We start from the raw sequence: 19,039 nt of genomic DNA, 5'->3' as shown, positions 1-19,039 counted from the left end.
TCTTCGGGTACCCGCGACATTCGCCGCCATGCCCGATTCGGGGGTCGCGTGATGACTCCTCGGAGAGAAGTCTCTTTGCTGCGGCCCGCGTTGGTATCTGCGGACGGGCGCCACACGTACACCATGCTGCGCGGCCTCACCTGGTCGACGGGCGGCATGGTCGTCGCAGCCACCACGAGCTTGCCGAATTGCGGCGGGCCCCGTCGCAACTACGGCCAGGGGTACGTCCGGATCCGTACCCCGTGCCCCGAGTGACGGTTGCCGCCGCCAGGGTTTGAGGGCTGTCCTGGTAGAGCCGGGCGGAACGGACCGCACGGGAGTGCCAGCAGCGGATTGTCATGGCCTCCCCCCAGACGCTCACCGGAGCGCACGCGGCCGAAAAGGGACACGCTCAACCTGCGCGGCTGTCCAGGCGCTACGACCAGATCGGCAACTGGGTCAACCGGCAGTTCCAGCGTGATGCCTTCGGTAAGGGGCTGCGGCTGTACACCGCCGCGTGCCGGCTCGGCCGACGCAGGGCGGACGACTGGCGTGCCGCCGTCACCGTGGTCGGCCGCCGCGGCCACGTGCTCGTCGGGCTGACGCGCTGCTATCGGCGCCTCGCCAGGAAGGTCGGTACCTCGGGCTGCGTGCCGGTCGTGTTCTTTCCGGCCCGGTCGCGAGGCGGCCCGACCGGCAGAGTGAACGCCTCACCGGTGCAATCCTGGACGCCGAAGCGCCCCCACTCGAGGGACACGAGGGTACGAAGCGAGGTGCTGCGTCCTCTACCGTGGAGCCCGGGGTTGCCTGGTTGCCTGGTTGCCTGTGACTCATCGGCACAGCGTGGCGCAACCTGGCAGCTTGACCCCTTCTGTGGGCGGGACGGCTGGGAAAGGAAGTGGCCCGTGGGCTTCTCAGGGCCTGGCGGCGTCAATGTGTCAGCCCGGTGAGCGCGCAGGATGATCCGGGTCCGGCACGGCACGCAGGGTGCGCAGTTCGCTGAGCACGGCCCAGGCGACCGACACCATCGGCACGGCCACGACGGCGCCGATCACCCCGGCCAGGATGCTTCCGGCGATAACAGAGAGCGCGACCACCACGGGGTGCAGCCGCACCGCCCAGCTCATTACCAGAGGATGCAGTACATGGCCTTCGATCTGGCCGACGACCACGATCAGGGCGAGCACCACGATCGCGATGACCGGTCCCCGCGTTGCCAGGGCGACGACCGTGGCCACGGCCAGCGCGATGGGCGAACCCACCAGCGGGATGAACGCGGCGAAGAACTCCAGCAGCGTCAGCGGCAGGGCCAGCGGCACGCGCAGCGTGAACAGGGCGATCCCGACCAGTACGGCGTTGGTGGCCGCCACGATGATGATGCCTCGCGTGTACCCGGCGAACGTCCGCCACGCAGTCCGTCCTGCGCGGCCCCACGGGTCTCGCGCGCCCTCCGGCAACAGCTGCTGGAACCAGTACCAGAACCTGCTCCCGGATTGAATGAAGAACACCGAACAGAACAGCGCAAGCACTGCTGTGGTGAGCACCTCCACCAGCCGCCCGGCGCCGCTGAGCGCGCTGCTGATCAGTTCGGAACGGTGCTGCGAGACGAACGTGGACACCTTGTGCTGCATATCCGACAGCACCGCGTGGTTCACGTGGAAGGGAGAGCCTTCCAGCCACCGTTGGATCCGCTCGATGCCTCCCGAGAATTCCTCCCCCAGCTGAGCCGATTCTCCCGCAACGAGTCTGCCGACCAGCGCCAGCAGACCCAACGTGGCCGCCAGGCTCCCCACCACGCTCACCGCGACTGCCGCGGACCTCGGCAGACGCCGTGCCAGCAGATCGGCCAGCGGACGCAGCACCGAGGTCACGACCAGTGCGAGGAACACAGCGACGGCGACGAGCTGCAACCGCCCCAGGATCATGAATCCCGCGTACAGGGCCACCCCGAGCACCAGCAGCCGCCATGCGTACGCGGCGGCCACGCGCAGCCCATGGTTCACGGCCACGCCGTGGCTCTCCCCGGCACGCCGCACCGCCGTTCCAGCCGTACGTGCCCGTGTCACTGCCCCGACTCCGCGGGCGGGCCGGCTACCCAGCACGATGTACCGCATCCGTCGCCCGCCGCGACCGGAGCCGGGACCCGCGCCAGGTCGGCCCGGCTCCCGCTGCGAACCACGCGAACCGTCGTTCACGTGTGTCCCCGCCTTCCGTCGTCGGAGTCGCGCAGCTATGTGTCCCTCAGGGGCACCTTGGAAACAATGCCGCCGGGATCACATGACCGGTCCGGGGCAGAACGAATGAAGGGGCGTCATGAACAGGGTGGGGTTATGTCAGGAGGTGCCGCAAGCCGGGACGCGAGGCGCCGAGCTACTGCCTGGGCGAGGGTAAGGCCGTCCGTTCACGTCGAGCTGGGTGTCCAGCGTCGTGCCTCGCTGCGGGGGGATCTGTTCTGCCGTGGGGTGGTCCGGCATCCGCCGCGTCGCGGAGGCACAAGGTCGGGAACTGACGAGCGCCACTCGGGCCCCGTTGTTCCGTGGGTCTACTCGGGTTACGGAGCATCGCTGCCTCACCGGCCGTCCGTCTGCGCGGCAAGCTCCCTCAATGGGGTGCATTGCCTGCGAGCTGAGGCTGTTCCATGCATCCCTCGGGCAGGACTTTCGGTACCGGCGCCCGGCGGCCGTCACCCAGTGCCTTCGGGGCGCGTTCACCGTAAGGAGATCCCATGACCGAAGTCCTCGGCCACGGCACGGACCCGGTCAGTGCCCTGATGCATCTGATCAGCGCGGACAACCAGCGATGGCTCAAGGACCAGCCGCTGTCGAAGCAGAAGGAGATCGCCGAGCGGTATTTCGACAGCACAGGCGTAGAAGTGGCCGACGTCATGGGTGGCCTGGCGGACCAACCGAGCTCGCAGCAGAAGGCCGACCAGCTCATCGAACAAGAGAGGAACCTCTAAGGGTTTGCAGATCATCAACACGTCGCCCTGATCATGCTGTTGAGGTTGCCGATCCGGGCTCGACCCCGGGCCTGGGAAACTGTGAGGGCGGCGGGGAGGGTGGACGCCGGGGTGATGACGATGCTCTGCGCCTTGAGTAGTCCCCTGGTCTTCAGCGGTGTGCGGTGCATGGCTGTCCGACTGCTGTCGAACCGTACGGGAGGGGTTCCGCAAGCGCGACCCGCAGGTGGAGCACCGTGGCCGGCGCCTGGTCGGAATAGGCGAGCCGGAGCGGGTGGCCGTGCTGGTTATCCCGTCCGGAGCCAAAGTCCGCGCGACAGCCGCCGGTTGCTGTGGAGACACCCCGGTCAGTGCGGGGTCGGAGCAGAGCCTGGTCCCATGTGGTGCGGCGCGGTCAGCCGTGAGGCCGTGGCCTTGCGACCACGGCCTCACTGCGAAGTCCGTCGGCTGCCGTCATCGGTGGCACAACCCGACGCCGGCGCTCATGAGGTCACCGGACAGAGGCCCTCTGCGCGGCCTCTGCCTCTGTGGCCACCCCGGCCGTGGCGAGCGAGCCGCCCGCAGTCTCCAGATGAGCACGAACGAACCACTGGAACTGCTCCAGGTCACGCAGCTGCTCGATCAGCAGGTCCTCGGTTGCCGGATCGATGTCACCCACCGTCTTGATGGCGGCGCGCAGAGCCTGGATGACACCGGTGTAGACGACGTCGAGAGCACCGAGGTGGGCTATGGCGTCGGCACGGCCCACGCTGTAGTCCTCCCATGAGCGCTCCTTGACCAGCGCGCCCGGTGTGCCGTGGGCCACGCCGCCGAGGGCAGCCACACGTTCGGCAACGTCGTCGGCCATGTCGCGCACGCGGTCGACCTGGGGATCGAGCATTTCGTGCACGGCGATGAAGTGCGGTCCGACGACGTTCCAGTGCACGTGCTTGAGCGTCAGATGCAGATCATTGAGCGCGTGCAGACGCTGCTGCAACAGCTCGATCACAGTGCCGGCATCCTGCACCGTGATGCCAGGGACGGTGTACTGAGGGTTGCTCCGGGAAGTCAACGTTCACTCTCCTGTCTCGCACGGCATGTAGTTCTCCTCTGCCCCCGTCAAAGGACGCATTCCCAGCTGACACGCCCACACACGTTCATCAGCGCTGTTGGATGTGCGCACGGTGCGGAACTGCGGGGTCTGTCGTGTCTCAGAGGTTCATTCCGGTCCTCGACGGCCGAGCGCAGGTTGGGTGTGGGCAGGGTCTGCCTGCGGTTACGCAGCAGCGCCGAGCGCGTGCCGGCGGACCTGCGCGCAGCTGCGGGTGATGAGGCGGGAGACGTGCATCTGGGAGATGCCGAGCTGATCGGCGATGCCGGTCTGGGTCATGTCCTCGAAGAAGCGGAGGTAGAGGATGGTGCGTTCGCGGTCGGACAGCGTCTTGAGCCCTGCCTTGGCCGCCTCGCGGTCGGCGACGAGGTCATATCCCGCCTCTGTACTGCCCAGGGTGTCGGCGAGGCTGAACCCGTCGCCGGATGCGGTGGTTTCAACGTCCAGGGACAGCGCGCTGTAAGTGTCGAGGGCTTCCATCCCCTCGCGCGTTTGCTCCGGGGTCAGGCCCGCCGTGGCGGCAATCTCCTCCGTGCTGGGCTCGCCCCCGTGACCGGGCTGGTCGATGACCTCGCGGCGCGCGATGCGGACCGCGCTGCGAAGCTCCTGCACACGCCGCGGAACACGCACATCCCATCCGTAGTCACGGAAATGCCGCCGGACCTCGCCGGTGATCGTGGGCACCGCGTACGGCTCGAAGGCGCCGCGCTCCGGGTCGTAGCGCTCAACTGCCTTGACCAGGCCCAGCGCCGCGACCTGCTTGAGATCTTCCAAGTTCTCGCCCCGGTCACGGAACTTCGCGGCGAGACGATGTGCCATGGGCAGCCAGGCCTGCACCAACTCCTCGCACAACACGTTGTGCTCGGGTGCCGAACCGGCGGCGGCAAGCCGGTGGAACGCTTCAGCGGTATCGGGAGCGTCATCATGCGTGTGACGTATGGGCATCAGGGGCCTCCTTTTGCTGCCGGCGGAAGTGGTCCGCGAGAAGCAGCAGCGACCTGACATCTGGGTGCACCGCTCCCCGAAGATGCGCCTGTGGTCCCAAGCACTGAATTTTCGCTTGCCCGGCACCGTGAGGAACAAACAGCCACCAAGGCGCCGCCGATGGTGCGGGAGCCGGCAATGTCTTTCATCGCCCGCGCACTATCCGGGCGATGGCGGACACGATGACCTCCACAGGCAGTACCAGATCGAACTGGCCTGTTGCTTGCGAGCAGGGGGCATGCCGCGGCCTTGGGCTGCGGAACGGACTTGCGCGATGACGGTGCCGCCTGTGCCTTCACGGATTTCACACCGAGGGCGTCTTCGCCGTCGGGTGTGCTTGCTACACCTGACACAGCTCATCGAGGTCAGGTCCTGGACCGCCTCGATGGCGCCGGCCGGCAGATGCAGAACCGCCCCGATCGCGGCGGTACGGGCCATCGGGAGTGCCGTCGGATCGGGGCGGTGCTCGGCCACCAGTGGCGGTTTCAGCTGAGCCGGCCCCCGCTGTAAGGCACCCGGACCGCACCTGGCGGATCACCGGGTAGGCGACCGACTCGACCACCAGAGCCCGGGCCGGGCCGGGATTGATGGCACGGGGACCATGTCGCCGATCGCGGTGCCGTCCAGCAGCCCGGTCAGCCCTGTTGCTGCGGGATCGTCAGGCGCGCCACAGCGAGGGACCCGTCGAAGCGGCCGAGCCGGGCACGGACGGTCGTGTACAGGCCGGCATCGCTCATGCCGCACTGCCTTCCACGACTGGCATCCGTGCCTCGGCATCCGGCGAGGACAGCGGGATCGGCGTGAACATGGGTGGCTCCTGTTCCGGCGTCAGCGCGGTCGGGTCGTACAGCCAGTCGACGAACGAGTAGTCGTAGGTGTCGCGGGCGCGCAGCAGTGCGTTGCGCTGCTCGCGGGGGACTCCGTCGAGATGCCACAGTTCACCCCACTTGCGGGAGGTGGTCAGCACGCGGCGGCAGTGCTCAGGGCGGACCGCCTGGTAGGCGGCGAGGGCGGTGTCCCAGTCGGTCGTGCCGTCGGCGGCTCGGCTGCGGGCGACATGCTCACCCAGCACCCAGCCGTCCTCGATCGCCATGATCGCTCCCTGCGCGATGTACTGGAGCGGCGGGTGGGCGGAGTCGCCGAGCAGCGATATCCGGCCGTGGACCCAGTTCATGATCGGGTCCCGGTCGAACATCCGCCACCACTTGTCCCGCCACATGAACGGCAGGCCGTCCCGGACGAAGCCGCAGGTCTTGGCGAAGGCGGCATCGAGTTCGTCGGGCGTGCCCCAGTCCTCCTGCCCGGCCAGTGCCTTGGGCGACTCGAAGACGGCGACCTGGTTGAGTAGTTCGCCGTCGCGCAGGCCGTAGCGCACGAAGTGGCAGGCGGGCCCGACGTACACCGCGACCTCGCCGAGGTCGACGGACTCCACCCGCGGCAGCGCGGCGGGCACGGTGCCGCGGTAGGCGACGTACGCCGAGGAGACGGGCTCGTCGTCGACGAGCAGTTTGCGAGCGATGGAGTGCAGTCCGTCGGCCGCGATCACGACGCCGGCTTCATGCGTCGCGCCGGAGGCGAGGGTCACGCGGGCGCCGCCGTCGGTGTTCTCGTACGAGGTGACCTGCGCGTCGGTGATCAGCTCGACGCCGACGCGCTCGCACGCGCGCAGGAGCAGACCGTGCAGGTCGCTGCGGTGGATGACCAGGTACGGGTAGCCGTAGCGCTTCTCCAGGTCCCGCAGGTCGAGCCGCGTCAGCTCGGCGCCGTCGACGGCATCGCGCATGACCATGGAGTCCCGGACGACGCCGAGCCTCCTGGCTTCCTCGAGCAGGCCGTAGTCGTCAAGGATGCGGGTGCAGTTGGGCGCCAGCTGGATGCCGGCCCCGACCTCGCCGAAGGCCGGCGCACTCTCCAGCACGCGGACGCTGTGGCCCTGGCGGGTGAGCGAGAAGGCGACGCCGAGGCCACCGAGGCCGCCACCGACGACGATCACATCAGGATGGGACATGACTCAACTCCTCAGAGCCACGGGCCGAGCTCGGGAGCGTCGGCGAGCGAGTGGGGGCGACCGGTCAGCCAGGCCGCGACTTCCGGCAGCGGGCCGTCGGGCAGGTCGACCAGTCCGCGCTTGTCGCGGATCTCGTCGACGAGTGCGGTCAGGAAGCCGTCCGGCAGGTCGTGGAACGTGGTGCCGGTACCGAGGTCGATCGCGTGGACGCACGCCTCCCGGGCGCGCACCCACGGGAGTTCGGTGGCAGGGACCGTGCGGCCCTGGGCGGTGACGACCTTGTGCTGCCACTGGTCGTCGGTGAGCCCGTCGAGTCCCGATGCCAGCCGGTCAGCGGAGGCCGTGAGCCAGGAACGCAGCTCGTCGGCCGCCAGGGCCTGGCCCTTGGCGATGCCGGCGGCGCGCTCCTCGGCGGAGGCGTACATCGGCGTCTCCTCCCCGGTGGCCGCCCAGTGCACACCTCGTTGATCGCTCGTGGTGATCATTAGTGAGGGCCCGTCCCGTCAGGGGCAGGCCCTCCCGTGCAGCAGAGGTCAGACTCGGTCGGCGGCGATGAGGAGGTACTGGAAGGAGCCGTCCTTGTAGGAGTTGATGAACGCGTCCTCAATTCCCGTGACCAGCGAAGATGTTGCCCGCAGCTCCCAGTAGGGCAGAGTGGCGGGGGTGAGGTCGACGACGGCCTGCGGCACCAGGCGATTGTCGGCCATGGCACGCAGGTACTCCCGGCGCGAGTGGATGTTGCACTCGAAGTGCGCGTTGATCTGCGAGACCCACTTCGAAGGCTGGCCGTACCGCGGGTTCCAGCAGCCGGTGATGGTCACGTAGCGACCGCCGACCTCAAGGATGCGGGAGTGCTCCGACATGAGGTCCTGCAGGTCGACGTACATGCTCGACTCGTTGTTCCACGAGGCCGCGGCCTGCCCTGTCTCGAAGGGTGTGGAGAGCATGTTGCAGACGCGGGCGCGCACGTGGTCCTGGATGCGGAGTTCCTGGGCACGCCGGTTGGCGAAGTCGGCTTGCTTGGCCGACAGCGTGACACCTTCGACCTTGCATCCGAAGCGTTGGTGCGCCATCACCATCGACCCGCCGCGCCCGCAGCCGGCGTCCACCAGCGTGTCGTCAGGCCCGATGTCGCCGAGGTGCCCCAGGAGGAAATCGGCCTGCGCCGACTCCAGCCGGTGGAGCTCGGCGATCAACCTCTTCTCGCTCTCGCTGTCCTCGGCGTCGCCGAGGGAGGAGTGGTCGACTTCCCCGATGCCGTAGTGGTGGTGGTAGAGCCCGTCGACGTCGCCGAGACGCAGGTTCACGGGCCTGGCCTCGCCGTCCCAGTAGCGGGCGATGTCTCCCTGGTAGGGAGTCGCCGGGCCCGGGATGAGCGGAGCGGTGTGGGCAGCGGTGGCGGTGAGTTCGGTGCTGGTCGTGCTGGTCACAGATGAGTCCATTCTTCCTACCAGAAGTCGGGCAGGCTGTAGCGGTACGTGTTGGTCTGGTGCCAGTGGTGGTTTCCGTCGACCCAGGCGGCCACGCCTCGCAGGAAGCGCTGCACGGTCGGGACGGGGTAGTCGGCGGCCAGGGCCGCGGCGTTGCTCTCGAAGTCGCGCATGAGGTCGTTGTGGACGTCGACCGACTTCAGATAGGCGTCCCGGTCGGAGAGGCCCTCACGTTCGGCGATCACGACGGGCAGGTTCAGGTGCCGGCCGGGAGCGTCGAGTTCCTTGGTGTACGAGTACAGGTCGTTCACGATGGTCGTCGCGTTTCCCGCGAGCGCGATGACCTTCTGCATGGCGCCCTGGGCGTGCAGGTCCGCCGGCAGTTCGTAGCCGCCGACGGTGTCGGTGATGGTCGGGCAGGGGCGGAAGTTGTTGAACTGGCGCATCGCCAGGTACTCCCACACCTCGGGCACGTGGTCCATCTGGGCCCATGCGGCTTCGGCAAGGTACCCAAGGTGAAGCCGGGCCATGTCGTGACGGTATCGATCGGTCTGGGAGGCGCTGGCGGCTTGGCCGAAGTAGCCCATGGCCGAGCTGTAGGCGCGCCGAGGCGCGTCCGCGTGGAGCGACTTCGCCCATGGCGCCTGGTACTCCTCCGTCGTGTACACGGGGTCGAGTGCGGTGTGTGCCAGCAGAAGGCGTTCGCCGAGGCCGACGGGCGAGCCCCCGTGGTCCTCGCAGTAGCAGTCGTCCACCGCGTTCTCGGCCACCATCAGGCGTGTGGCGATCATCAGGTGGTCGATGGTGGGTGCGTCCGGATGGCAGCCGACCATGTAGCGGCCCACGGAGAAGCCGTCGAACTGCTCCGCCCACTCCTCGGGGTACAGGGAGACCTCGTCCAACGCCCAGGACTTGATTCTTCGGCTCACCTCTTCGACCCGCACCGGGTCGGGCTCAGCCACCTGGTGGTGGTAAAGGCCCGGGATCGGTCTGCCCTCCGCCGTATCTGCCGACGGTTCGGAAGGCGTCGGCAGCTGCTCCCGCGGGATCAGGCGCAGGCTCGCCGTGCCCAGGCCGTTGGGGCGCAGGATCCGTTCCAGGTCGGCGATCGGTGTCGCCGCCAGGGTCGGGGTGTCTGGGGGAGGCGGTACCGGCACGGAGACCACAGGTGGTGCGAGTACGGAGACGGCAGGTGGTGCGGGCAAGGAGGCCGCAGGTGGTGGCGGCACGGAGACGGCAGGTGGTGCGGGCAAGGAGGCCGCAGGTGGTGGCGGCACGGAGACCGCAGGTGGTGCGGGCACGGACGGCACACAGGGTGGGCCGCCGACAGCAGCCTTGATATCGCAGGCACGGGCCGCGGCTTCAATGAGGACGTGCGCCCCGAAGTGGGCAGCGGTCGCCGGCAGGCTCGACTGCGGAGGTGTCGGCTCAGGCGCGGGCATCGATGGCTCCTTCGTGGGGTGAGCGGCTGTCCCGGGGCCTTTGAGGCCTGCGCGACGACCCGGACGGTCCGGGGTGTCGCATCCGGCCGTGCAGGCCGGGACTGTCACCTGGGCCAGCGGGCGATCTGCACGTTCTCCAGCACGCCGACCGCGTCCGGCACGAGGATGGCGGCGGAGTAGTAGGTGCTGACGAGGTAGGAGGTGATGGCCTGCTCGTTGACGCCCATGAACCGGACCGACAGACCCGGTTCGTATTCGTCCGGCAGACCCGTCTGATGCAGACCGATGACGCCCTGGTTGTCCTCGCCGGTACGCATGCAGAGGATCGAGCTGGTCTTCTCCTTCGTGATGGGGATCTTGTTGCAGGGAAGGATCGGAACCCCCCGCCAGGCCGGGACCTGCTGACCACCGAGGTCGACGTGGTCCGGATAGAGCCCGCGGGCGTTGAACTCACGCCCGATCGCCGCGATGGTCTTCGGGTGGGCGAGGAAGAACTTCGACCCGCGGCGGCGGCAGAGGAGCTCGTCCAGGTCGTCCGGGGTCGGCGGGCCGGCGTGCGGCTGGAGGCGCTGCTTGAAGTCGGCGTTGTTGAGCAGGCCGAACTCCTTGTTGTTGACCAGCTCGTGCTCCTGACGCTCGCGCAACGCCTCGATGGTCAGCCTGAGTTGCTCCTTGGTCTGGTTCATCGGCTCGTTGTAGAGGTCGGCGACCCTCGTGTGGATCCGCAGAATGGTCTGGGCGACCGAGAGTTCGTACTCGCGCGGATTCAGTTCGTAGTCGACGAACGCGCCGGGCAGCTCATGCTCGCCGGTGTGGCCGGCCGACATCGCGATCTCCGCCTCGCCGCGGTGGTTCTGCCGTTGGCGGGGGATTGATGTGAACTCTTCGATGTGGGCCCGCAGGCCCGGCGCCGTGGCCAGCACGGCCTCGAAGTCGGCGCGAGACAGGGTGAGCAGGGTGCCCGAGGTCGCCGCGGTGGCGGTGTGGTCCCAAGGGGCGTTCCCGTCCAGCAGGGCGTTGTCCCCGAACCGGTCGCCATCGGCCAGTACGTCCAGGGCGACCTCGTCGCCGTACTCGCCGACGGAGGTCCGGCTGATGCGGCCGTGGGCGATCAGGTGGAGATGATCCGCGGGAGCACCGCGTTCCACCAGGGTCTCGCCGGCCCGGAAGTCGCGCTGCACGCACCGATCGGCGAGGGCAGTAAGCACCTCGACGTCGTCGAAGCCGCGCAACAGGGCCAGTTCACCGAGCTCACGAGGGATCACCCGGACGTCGGAGCCGTCCTGGACGAACTCCACGCGCCCGTCACCCACGGTGTAGGTCAGGCGACGGTTCACCCGGTAGACCCCGCCTTTGGTCTCCACCCAGGGGAGCATGCGCAGCAGCCAGCGGGAGGTGATCTCCTGCATCTGCGGGGCGGACTTGGTGGTGGTGGCGAGGTTGCGGGCGGCCGCCGTGCCGAGGCTGGATTGCTGGGGCGAATCCGGTCGTGCTTCCTGGCTCGAGTCAACAGTCATCGGGCGAGCTCTCCTTGTTCAGGGCGGTGATGGCACGTATGTGGGGCGCCATCGGGCAACAGGAGGAAAGGGGTCATATGAAGGGGAATCCGTCTGGAACCAGGTGAACGCTAGTGGCCGATTTGCCCCGTGGGCCATGGGAAGTCGGCGACATTAACTCGATCCGATGATCACGATCGCGCGATGTTTGCCCGGGTACCAGTGGGTTTCAGCCCCACTTGGGCGACGTGTCCCGGCCAGCGGCGGGTCCGATTCCAGAGAGCGGGACCGGCGCGTCGGAGGGCCATGGAAGTGCCGTACGCCCAGGCTGTCTTGGGCGATCAGGCCAGTCGAGGCACCCGTTCGCAGTCGCCACCGTCCACAGGTGTGGCGGCCGACATCCAGCATCAGGGCATCACATGCGCGACAGGACTCAGCCGCGGCAATGGTGCGGCTGGGTCGAGGCTTCGGGTATGCGCTGCCGTGTGCTTCTGTCTGCATCCGTGGCGTTCTGGAGGACTCACTGAGGTGTTCGCCCTGAGGCGCGACCGGGTGCGGCTGGACACCGGGGTGCGCTCCCGCATCCGTGGTGCGCCGACGTCGCCGCCGGCTCTCGCGGCCGACGAGCGGGCGGAGCACCGCGAAGGCCGGACCGACCATGACGGCCCATGTGTGTTGGTGCATCGGGGGCCGGAGCGGTGCCGCTCACGCACACGTGAGCCAGGAACTCGCCGGCGCGTCCGCCGGTATAGGGCCGCGGACACCGAGTCGTACACCTTGATCACCCCGTCGATCAGGATCAGCCCTGGGTTCGAAGGGGTCTGACGGACGATCGGGTGTCATCTGAACTGGCCTGCCCTGCTGGGTGGGTGGCCGCTCTCCTGGACCAGATGGAACACGACGCAGGGGGGCCCAGGTATGGGAGTGGTGGACTCAACAGTGGTGAGGGTTCACCAGCATGCCGCCGGTGCGAGAGAAAACGCCGCCCGTCGGCCCGCTTCAAATGAGGGGCGGCCGGGGGACGAGCCAGGCGGATCCGAGACTCGGGCAACTGGTCGGTCGGCTGGCGGAGTTGGCCAGATCACCGAAGGTTTGGGACGTTCCCGAGGAGGGTCCACCACCCAAGTCCATCTTGCCGCCGACGGACGATGCCTGCCCTCGCTCTCGCCCTGACACCTGGAGACTGCGGTGACGGGCCCCAGCCCGACGCGTGTCCTGGAGCGGGATTGCGCGCCTCCGCCAGTGTCGGCAGGCCTCGCACCCGACCCGACCACGTGTTGGCGGACAAGAACTGCACACGGTCCGCGTGGTGTCGCAGACGGCCACGTGGTGAGCCATCCGATCCGCGTGACACCAGTGCAGACGCAGACGTCGAAACTGGGACAAGCGGATCGGTGTTCATGCCGCCGGTGCTCATGCCGCAGGCGCTCCGAACCATCGCTTCAGTGCGTCTTCGACCGTGTCCTTCAGTACCGGTTCCTCCGGCTTGTGAGCGACACCCGGCTGGTGGTGGTGGTCGGCGGCCCAGGCCGTGAACCCGTCCGGACGCACCAGCAGGCCGGACAACTGCGGGTGGCCGGGACAGACGGCGGTCCGGACGTCCACCCGGTCGCCGTAGCCCTCGGCGGCGGCTCGCAGCTTCGAGTCGTCGGCCAGGTCGAGGAGCAGGGCGCGGCCGCCGTGCAGATGGTCGGCGAGCCGGGCGCCGTCGGCGAGTTCCAGGTCGGGTGCGCTGCGGCCGACCAGTGGATGGTCGCCCGGCAGGTCGTACTGCTGCCAGACGCCGGAGATCTTCTTGACCAAGTACGTGGTGCCGTCGACAGTCCGGGTCAGGTCGGTGACCACTGCGCGCAGGGCGCGAGCGTGTGACTCCGGGCGCATGAGGGCGATCTGGGCGCGCGTCCAGTCGAGCACCCACGCGGCGATCGGATGCCGTTCGGCCGTGTACGTGTCGAGAAGGCCCTCCGGCGCCCGGTCGCGCACAACGGCGGCGAGCTTCCAGCCCAGGTTCATCGCGTCCCCGATGCCGAGGTTCAGCCCCTGCCCTCCGAATGGTGAGTGCACGTGGGCCGCGTCGCCCGCGAGCAGCACACGACCGGCTCGGTAGTCGGTGACTTGACGGCAGTTGTCGGTGAACCGCGTCGCCGTGCGCACCTCGGTCACGGTGACGTCCACGCCCGACACCCGGCGCAGACTGCCCTGCAGCTCCTCGGCGGTGACGGGCGTTGTCCGGTCGACGGGCGGTCCGTCGAACTCGACCGTGAGGACGCGTCCCGGCGTCGGGTCGTGGACGTACATCCCGGTGTCCGTGGCCGTCCAGCCGGCGCCGAGCCCCTCGGCGCCGGTCAGACCGATGACCGCCTGGTAGCCGGTGATCTCAGGCGGCGTCCCCGGGAAGTCGAATCCGGCGAGCTTGCGTACGGCGCTGCGGCCACCGTCGCAGCCGACCAGCCAGGCCGCGCGCACGGATTCGGGCGCCGAGCCGTCGGTGGGCGCCAGGTGCACACTCACCCCGTGGTCGTCCTGCTCGAAGCCCGTCAGTTCGACCTGTCGACGCAGTTCGACGCCGGCTTGGCGGGCACGGTCGGCGAGCAGCCGCTCCAGCGCGGCCTGTGGAACCAGGCCGACGTCTCCGGCCGGGCCGATGCCGGCGAAGGCCGGGTCCGCCGGGTCCATCATGTCCGCCCGCAGCATGATTCCGGCGAAGTGCCCGGCGAACTTCGGGGGCGGCGGGGTGCTCGCGTCCCCGCCACGCGCCCGCAGGAACTCCCGGAACTGGTCCAGCGCCTGCCGCTGCACCTCCGTTAGGGCGGGCAGCAGACCCCGCCGGTCGAGAGCCACGGCGGTGGGGGAGTTGACGGCCCCCGCCTTGATCGTCTCGTCCACCTCGGCCAGGCGCTCGACGACCAGCACACGGCCCACTCCGCCGAGTCGGAGTTCGCAGCCGAGCATCAGGCCGACGGGTCCGGCGCCGGCGACCACCACGTCGTAGTGCGTTGTGAGATCCATGCGATTGACTATAGTCACTAAAAAAATAGGTTCGCTATAGAATTTTCGCTACAGTTTCAGTCATGACCAAGGACCTCGAAGGCCAGGAACCGCAACTGTCCCTGCGGGAGCGCAAGAAGCGGGCGACGCGGCAGCGGATCTCGGACGTGGCGACGGGGCTCTTCGCCGCGCGCGGCTTCGAAGAGGTGACCATCGCGGAGGTCGCCCGGGCCGCCGAGGTCTCCGCCATGACGGTCTTCAACTACTTCCCGCGCAAGGAGGACCTCTTCCTCGACCGCATCCCCCAGGCGATCGAATTGTTCACTGAGGCCCTACGGCAACGGAGTTCGTGGGAGACCCCGCTGGGCGCCCTGCGCCGCCTGGTTCTCGAACTCCTCGACCAGCACCACCCCCTGTCCGCGGTGGACGACGACTTCCCCGCCTTTTGGCGGATCGTCATCGCCTCGCCCGCCCTGCGCGCCCGCGCCCGCGAGGGGGTCGAGGAACTGGAGGAGGCCCTGGCGGGGACCTTCGCCGAGACCGTCCCCGGATTCGCCGACCCCGACTTCGCGGCAGCCCTGACTGTCGCCGCCTACCGCTCGGTCTACGTCACCACCGCCCGCCGACTGATCGCGGGGGAGAGCGCGGCGACGCTGGTCGACAACCACAGGGCGCGGGTGCACAAGGCGTTCGACGCGCTGGAGGCGGCGCTGGGGTAGGGGGCGGCTACGGGAACGCCTGGACACCTTGCGATCAGCGCGCTCCGACCGCATCCCCACATTTGAGGGGTGGCCAGCCGTTGCGGCTTTCGTCAGTCGCCCTCAGTGATTGGGGCATTTCGGTTGACTGTCAGTGGTGGCTTGTAGGTTGATCGGGTGATTGTGATGCAGGCGTACCGCTTTGCGCTCGACCCGACTCCGCGTCAGGTCGGTGCGTTGCTGCGTCATGTCGGTGCCGCCCGGGTCGCGTTCAACTGGGGGCTTGCGGTGGTGAAGGCGAACCTGGGGCAGCGCGAGGTGGAGCGCTCTTACGGGGTTTCCGAGGGTGAGCTGACGCCGGCGTTGTCGTGGTCGATGTACTCGCTGCGAAAAGCCTGGAATCAGGCGAAGGGCGAGGTGGTGCCGTGGTGGGCCAAGTGCTCGAAGGAGGCTTATGCCACCGGCCTGGATCGCCTCGCCACCAGCCTGAAGAACTGGAGCGACTCCGCGTCGGGCAAGCGCAAGGGCCCACGCGTGGGCTTCCCGCGTTTCAAGTCCAAGCGCAGGTCCACCTTGTCGGTGCGGTTCACCACCGGCACGATCCGTCTGGACGGGCGGACATATGTGGTGCTGCCGGTCCTGGGCAGGATCAAGACGCACGAGTCGACGCGCAAGCTTGCCCGCCGTCTCGAGGCGGGGACGGCGCGGATCATGTCCGCGACGGTCCGCTGCGAGGCCGGGCGTTGGTTCGTGTCGTTCACGGTGGAGGTTGAACGGGAGGCGCGCACGCCTGCCCGGCCGGATGCGGTGATCGGTGTGGACCTGGGGGTGAAGACCCTCGCGGTGTTCTCCGACGGGCGCCCCGCGGCCAAGAACCCCCAGCACTACAAGACCGCCCGCCAAAAGTTGCGGCGCCTGTCGCGGACGGTGTCCCGCCGTCAGGGCCCCGACCGGCGCACCGGCCGACGGCCGTCGAACCGGTGGCGCCGCGCGGATGCCCAGCGCAACAAGGTCCACCACCAGGTCACCGCGCTGCGCCGGGACCAGATCCACAAGCTGACCACCGGCCTGGCCCGCGAGTGCGGGACGATCGTGGTCGAAGACCTGAACGTGGCGGGCATGGTCAAAAACCGCCGGCTCGCCCGCGCTGTCGCTGATGCCGGGTTCGGTGAGATCCGCCGCCAGCTCGCATACAGGACCGTGTGGAACGGCGGCCACCTTGAGGTCGCGGACCGCTGGTTCCCCTCCTCGAAGACGTGTAGTTCCTGCGGCACGGTGAAAACCAAGCTGCCGCTGCGGGTACGCACCTACGTCTGCGAGACGTGCGGGCTCGTCCTGGACCGGGACGAGAACGCCGCACTCAACCTCGCCGCGCTCGTGAAGCGGCACGTCGCCGGGAGTGGTCCGGAGACACGAAACGGACGTGGAGCCGACCGTAAGACACCGCCTCGCGGTGCAGGTGGCACAGAAACGTCTACCTCGCACGGGACCTCATCCCGGTTAGACAAGGACTTTCGTCCAGCAATGGGCGAATCACTGAGATTCGCTGAGACTCAGTGCAACGGGATCGATGACTGCACCGGGGTTGAGGATTCCGGACGGGTCGAGGACGGTCTTGCCGGCTTGGAGGGCTGCGGCGAAGAGGTCGGGGCGCTGGCGGTCGTACCAGGGGCGGTGGTCGCGGCCCACCGCGTGATGGTGGGTGATGGTGGCCCCGCTGCTGATCAGCGCCTCGGACACTGCCGCCTTGATCTCGTCCCACTGCTCCACGGTCGAGCCCCATGTTCCCGCGGCATAGATGCCGAAGTAGGGGGCCGGGCCGTCGGGGTAGACGTGGGTGAAGCGGCAGGTGACGACGCCTGGGGTGCCGAGCCGGCGCATGGCGTCCTGGGCTGCAGCGTTGACGGTGGCTCGCAGGGCGTCGAACCGGTCCCACGTGCAGGCCGTCTCGAACGTCTCCACGATCATGCCCTGGGAAGCGAGGGCGTCACGCTGGTAGGGCATGCGCACGAAGGAGTTGCGCCAGGTGTCGGCGGCCCCGGTCCGGGCGGCCTGGCCGGCGGTGTCGGTGTAGCGCGGCTCCTCGGTCAGTGTGCCGCCGTGGTCTCGGCACAGCTCCAGTGCCCGTTCCATCGACGCGTTCACGGGGTGGTCGGCGGACTCGAAGCCGAGCACCAGTACAGCCGTCGGAGCACCGGCGTTGATGAACGCCTCCGCGGGGTCCAGGAGACGGCAGTTCGCCGGGTTCAGCCCGGACTGGGACAGGGCGCGCACCGCGCCCACGCCGGCGTCGTAGTCGGCGAAGCCCACCGAGGCCCCCGCACGCCACCGCGGCCGGTCCTGAAGACGGACCCACGCTTGGGTGATGACACCGAGCGAACCCTCCGAGCCGAGGAACATCCGGTCGGGGGAGGGCCCGGCCCCCGAGCCCGGGAGCCGGCGGGACTCGATGACCCCGCTGGGAGCGATGACCCGCATCGATTCGGTGAGGTCGTCGATATGGGTGAGGTTCGTGGCGAAATGGCCTCCCGCCCGGGTGGCCAGCCAGCCGCCGAGGGTGGAGAACTCGAAGGACTGGGGAAAGAACCGCAAGCTGTACCCATGAGGCCGCAGCTGGTCCTCCAGATGGGGGCCGAAGACTCCGGCCTGCACGCGTGCGGCCCGGCTGGTGCGGTCGATCTCCAGGACCTGGTCCATCGAGCTCATGTCCAGGCTGACCACGCCGGCGTAGTCGGCGCCCACCCTCGGTTCGACGCCGCCCACGACAGAGGATCCGCCGCCGAAGGGGACGACCGCGATGCGGGCGTCACTGCACCAGTCCAGGACGTGGACGACCTGGTCCTCCGAGGTCGGGCGCATCACGAGGTCGGGCACGTGGGGCAGTTGACCCAGTAGCGCTCGCACGACGTCGCGGAACGCCTGCCCGTGACTGTGCGCGAGCCGGTCGCGTACATCGGCGGACGCGAGCGACGCCAGGCTCTGCGGTGCCTGGACGCGGCTCGGGCCCACCTCGAACGACTCGACCGGCGGGGCCTCGTGCACCGTCAGGTCGGCGCCCGGCAGCAGTTCGGCGGTGCGTCGGGTGATGTCCGCCCGCTCCGCACCCGTCACCGCGTCTTCGACGTTTCCCCATCCCCACCACGAACGCGTCTTGCTGCTCATTGCCGCCCCACCGATCTGAACGCCGGGTAAGTTACCTTGTGGTCACATTGGCATAGGGTGGGGACCATGAGCAAGCAGGAGAAAGCCGCCCGCGCGGTCGGGACGAAGGGGATGCCCCGCGCGGACAGGGAGAAGCTGATCCTGGACGCGGCGGCACGGGAGTTCGGCGCCAAGGGGTATGCGCGCGGGTCGACCGCGGTGGTGGCGGCGCAGGCAGGGATCAGCAAGCCCATGATCTACGAGTACTTCGGGTCCAAGGACGGCCTCTACCTGACCTGCCTGGAGCACGCCGGCTCCCGCCTCGTCGAGGCGGTGGCCGTGGCGCAGAAGGGCCCGTCCGATCTCACGCGTGCCGCTCGCACCCTGGAGGCCATCTTCCGGGCGCTGGAGTCACGCGTGCACGACTGGTCGCTGGTGTACGACACGACTCTGCCGACCGAGGGGCCCCTTCATGCGCAGGCTGCCGTCTACCGGCAGGAGCTCAACCGCCTCGGCACGGTCGGTGTGGCTGAGTTCTTCGACTCGTCGCAGGCGGGCGAGCCCCTTGACACTGACTTTGCCACGCACCTTTGGTACGGGACCGTGAGCGCGGCGGTCGCCTGGTGGCGGCACCACCCGGAACAGAGCGCCGACGAGATGACGTCCCGCTTCGAGCGGATCGTCGCGGTGCTGTATCCGCAGACGGCCGTGGCGAGCGGAATTGAGCTGGGCATCCGCCCACGTAAGCCAGGCCGGGGTTGAGCTGGCTGCCACCGACGGGCTTCTCCTGCAGTTCCGCGCCTGCCCCGCCGCCCGCGGCCCGG

At 68.7% G+C, this 19,039-nt stretch carries 13 protein-coding genes and 2 pseudogenes; 5 read left to right on the top strand and 10 right to left on the bottom strand.

Annotated elements, in window-relative coordinates:
• Positions 1–917: 917 nt before the first annotated feature.
• Entirely contained in the window at positions 918–2,093 is a 1,176-nt protein-coding gene (locus tag OHO83_RS01180) for an AI-2E family transporter (RefSeq protein WP_389572753.1), read from the bottom strand.
• 611 nt (positions 2,094–2,704) lie between these two features.
• Here OHO83_RS01180 and OHO83_RS01175 point away from each other — a divergent pair.
• On the top strand, positions 2,705–2,938 hold the full coding sequence (locus OHO83_RS01175) for a hypothetical protein (RefSeq protein ID WP_266679807.1): 234 nt from the start codon (positions 2,705–2,707) through the stop codon (positions 2,936–2,938).
• A 490-nt stretch (positions 2,939–3,428) separates the two neighbouring features.
• On the opposite strand, the gene dps is transcribed toward OHO83_RS01175, so the two are convergent.
• The 7 genes from dps to OHO83_RS01135 form a co-directional block, all read right to left on the bottom strand.
• Positions 3,429–3,989: a DNA starvation/stationary phase protection protein Dps gene (dps, locus tag OHO83_RS01165; RefSeq protein ID WP_266679809.1), complete on the bottom strand. Its 561-nt coding sequence runs from the start codon at positions 3,987–3,989 to the stop codon at positions 3,429–3,431.
• Positions 3,990–4,193: 204 nt separating this feature from the next.
• Positions 4,194–4,973 (bottom strand): SigB/SigF/SigG family RNA polymerase sigma factor, encoded by a 780-nt coding sequence (locus OHO83_RS01160; RefSeq protein WP_266679811.1) that lies wholly within the window; start codon positions 4,971–4,973, stop codon positions 4,194–4,196.
• Between the two features lie 772 nt (positions 4,974–5,745).
• Positions 5,746–7,005 carry an FAD-dependent oxidoreductase gene (locus OHO83_RS01155; RefSeq protein WP_432748736.1) on the bottom strand — a complete coding sequence of 420 codons (1,260 nt, stop codon included), beginning with the start codon at positions 7,003–7,005 and terminating at the stop codon, positions 5,746–5,748.
• A 26-nt stretch (positions 7,006–7,031) separates the two neighbouring features.
• On the bottom strand, positions 7,032–7,505 hold the full coding sequence (locus OHO83_RS01150) for a maleylpyruvate isomerase N-terminal domain-containing protein (protein ID WP_405633983.1): 474 nt from the start codon (positions 7,503–7,505) through the stop codon (positions 7,032–7,034).
• 48 nt (positions 7,506–7,553) lie between these two features.
• Positions 7,554–8,462, bottom strand: a complete 909-nt coding sequence (locus OHO83_RS01145) for a geranyl diphosphate 2-C-methyltransferase (RefSeq protein WP_330278471.1) — start codon at positions 8,460–8,462, stop codon at positions 7,554–7,556.
• Between the two features lie 5 nt (positions 8,463–8,467).
• On the bottom strand, positions 8,468–9,892 hold the full coding sequence (locus tag OHO83_RS01140) for a family 2 encapsulin nanocompartment cargo protein terpene cyclase (RefSeq protein WP_330278470.1): 1,425 nt from the start codon (positions 9,890–9,892) through the stop codon (positions 8,468–8,470).
• 104 nt (positions 9,893–9,996) lie between these two features.
• The gene (locus tag OHO83_RS01135; protein WP_266679817.1) at positions 9,997–11,409 is read right to left on the bottom strand and encodes a family 2B encapsulin nanocompartment shell protein; all 1,413 of its coding nucleotides are present in this window, start codon (positions 11,407–11,409) and stop codon (positions 9,997–9,999) included.
• 903 nt (positions 11,410–12,312) lie between these two features.
• On the opposite strand from OHO83_RS01135, the pseudogene OHO83_RS46850 reads away from it, so the two are divergent.
• Positions 12,313–12,546, top strand: a pseudogene (locus OHO83_RS46850) (hypothetical protein); the annotation flags it as partial.
• A 255-nt stretch (positions 12,547–12,801) separates the two neighbouring features.
• Here OHO83_RS46850 and OHO83_RS01130 read toward each other — a convergent pair.
• Positions 12,802–14,397: an FAD-dependent monooxygenase gene (locus tag OHO83_RS01130; RefSeq protein WP_330278469.1), complete on the bottom strand. Its 1,596-nt coding sequence runs from the start codon at positions 14,395–14,397 to the stop codon at positions 12,802–12,804.
• Between the two features lie 62 nt (positions 14,398–14,459).
• On the opposite strand from OHO83_RS01130, the gene OHO83_RS01125 reads away from it, so the two are divergent.
• Both OHO83_RS01125 and tnpB read left to right on the top strand, forming a co-directional pair.
• On the top strand, positions 14,460–15,095 hold the full coding sequence (locus tag OHO83_RS01125; protein WP_329431615.1) for a TetR/AcrR family transcriptional regulator: 636 nt from the start codon (positions 14,460–14,462) through the stop codon (positions 15,093–15,095).
• A 165-nt stretch (positions 15,096–15,260) separates the two neighbouring features.
• Positions 15,261–16,547: pseudogene (gene tnpB / locus OHO83_RS01120) on the top strand (IS607 family element RNA-guided endonuclease TnpB); the annotation flags it as partial.
• A 60-nt stretch (positions 16,548–16,607) separates the two neighbouring features.
• Here the strand turns inward: tnpB and OHO83_RS01115 are convergent.
• Entirely contained in the window at positions 16,608–18,236 is a 1,629-nt protein-coding gene (locus OHO83_RS01115; RefSeq protein ID WP_330278468.1) for an FAD-binding oxidoreductase, read from the bottom strand.
• A 66-nt stretch (positions 18,237–18,302) separates the two neighbouring features.
• On the opposite strand from OHO83_RS01115, the gene OHO83_RS01110 reads away from it, so the two are divergent.
• Positions 18,303–18,977: a TetR/AcrR family transcriptional regulator gene (locus OHO83_RS01110; protein WP_330278467.1), complete on the top strand. Its 675-nt coding sequence runs from the start codon at positions 18,303–18,305 to the stop codon at positions 18,975–18,977.
• The last annotated feature ends 62 nt before the right edge of the window (positions 18,978–19,039 follow it).

The sequence above is a fragment of the Streptomyces sp. NBC_00569 genome, assembly GCF_036345255.1.
Classification (GTDB): Bacteria; Actinomycetota; Actinomycetes; order Streptomycetales; family Streptomycetaceae; genus Streptomyces.
This window is presented reverse-complemented; position numbering and strand designations above follow the sequence as displayed.

Excerpts from the sequence above, each read along its gene's own strand:
- OHO83_RS01180 (WP_389572753.1), bottom strand. The coding sequence starts at position 2,093 with ATGCGGTACATCGTGCTGGGTAGCCGGCCCGCCCGCGGAGTCGGGGCA.
- OHO83_RS01175 (WP_266679807.1), top strand. The coding sequence starts at position 2,705 with ATGACCGAAGTCCTCGGCCACGGCACGGACCCGGTCAGTGCCCTGATG.
- OHO83_RS01160 (WP_266679811.1), bottom strand. The coding sequence starts at position 4,973 with ATGCCCATACGTCACACGCATGATGACGCTCCCGATACCGCTGAAGCG.
- OHO83_RS01150 (WP_405633983.1), bottom strand. The coding sequence starts at position 7,505 with ATGATCACCACGAGCGATCAACGAGGTGTGCACTGGGCGGCCACCGGG.
- OHO83_RS01145 (WP_330278471.1), bottom strand. The coding sequence starts at position 8,462 with ATGGACTCATCTGTGACCAGCACGACCAGCACCGAACTCACCGCCACC.
- OHO83_RS01140 (WP_330278470.1), bottom strand. The coding sequence starts at position 9,892 with ATGCCCGCGCCTGAGCCGACACCTCCGCAGTCGAGCCTGCCGGCGACC.
- OHO83_RS01135 (WP_266679817.1), bottom strand. The coding sequence starts at position 11,409 with ATGACTGTTGACTCGAGCCAGGAAGCACGACCGGATTCGCCCCAGCAA.
- OHO83_RS01130 (WP_330278469.1), bottom strand. The coding sequence starts at position 14,397 with ATGGATCTCACAACGCACTACGACGTGGTGGTCGCCGGCGCCGGACCC.
- OHO83_RS01125 (WP_329431615.1), top strand. The coding sequence starts at position 14,460 with ATGACCAAGGACCTCGAAGGCCAGGAACCGCAACTGTCCCTGCGGGAG.
- OHO83_RS01115 (WP_330278468.1), bottom strand. The coding sequence starts at position 18,236 with ATGAGCAGCAAGACGCGTTCGTGGTGGGGATGGGGAAACGTCGAAGAC.
- OHO83_RS01110 (WP_330278467.1), top strand. The coding sequence starts at position 18,303 with ATGAGCAAGCAGGAGAAAGCCGCCCGCGCGGTCGGGACGAAGGGGATG.